The sequence below is a fragment of the Curtobacterium pusillum genome, assembly GCF_007680845.1.
GTDB classification, from domain to species: Bacteria; Actinomycetota; Actinomycetes; order Actinomycetales; family Microbacteriaceae; genus Curtobacterium; species Curtobacterium pusillum_B.
Window position 1 is genome coordinate 1 of record NZ_VEIY01000017.1, and the last position, 734, is coordinate 734.

Annotated in this window: 1 protein-coding gene; it reads right to left on the minus strand. The window is 67.8% G+C overall.

Features of this window, described 5'->3' with window-relative positions; genetic code table 11:
• Positions 1-734, minus strand: a 734-nt coding sequence (locus tag FS825_RS18430; protein WP_144715897.1) for a fatty acid desaturase family protein, incomplete at both ends; no start/stop codon positions are given.

Genomic DNA, 734 nt, shown 5'->3' on the forward strand with positions numbered 1-734 from the left:
GCGAGACCGACCCGGTTGAGGTAGCGGACGACGATGCCGTACGAGCGCAGGAGCGTGGTCTCGGTGTACGGCACGTCGAGGGTGTCGCAGTGGTCGCGGACGAGCAGGCGGGCCTGCTTGAGCGCCGGACGCGGCATCGAGGGGAACAGGTGGTGCTCGACCTGGTAGTTCAGGCCGCCCATGAGGAACGACACCCACCAGCCGCCGCGGATGTTGCGGGAGGTGCGGACCTGGCGCGAGAAGAAGTCGACCTTCGCGTCGTGCGCGATCGTCGGCATGCCCTTGTGGTTCGGGGCGAACGACGCCCCCATCATCACGCCGAACACGGCGAGCTGGACACCGAGGAACGCGCAGGCCATGCCGAACGGCAGGAACCAGAACACGATGGTGAGGTAGATGCCGAAGCGGGCGACGAGCAGGGCGGCCTCGAGCCAGCGGTGCTTGACGTCGGCCTTCGTGCCGTTGCCGGTGACCACCGAGCGGACGGCGAGCCAGTGCAGGTTGATGCCCTCGAGGGTGAGGAGCGGGAAGAACAGCCACCCCTGGAACCGCACGAAGAGGCGCATCGGTGCGCTCGTGATCGTGGCGGCGTCCTCGGGGATGAAGCGGATGGTGTCCGGCGCGATGTCCGGGTCCTTGCCGACCGTGTTCGGGTTGCCGTGGTGGCGCGTGTGCTTGTTCATCCACCACGAGTAGCTCAAGCCCACGAGGAACGTGCCGACGTACCGGCCGGC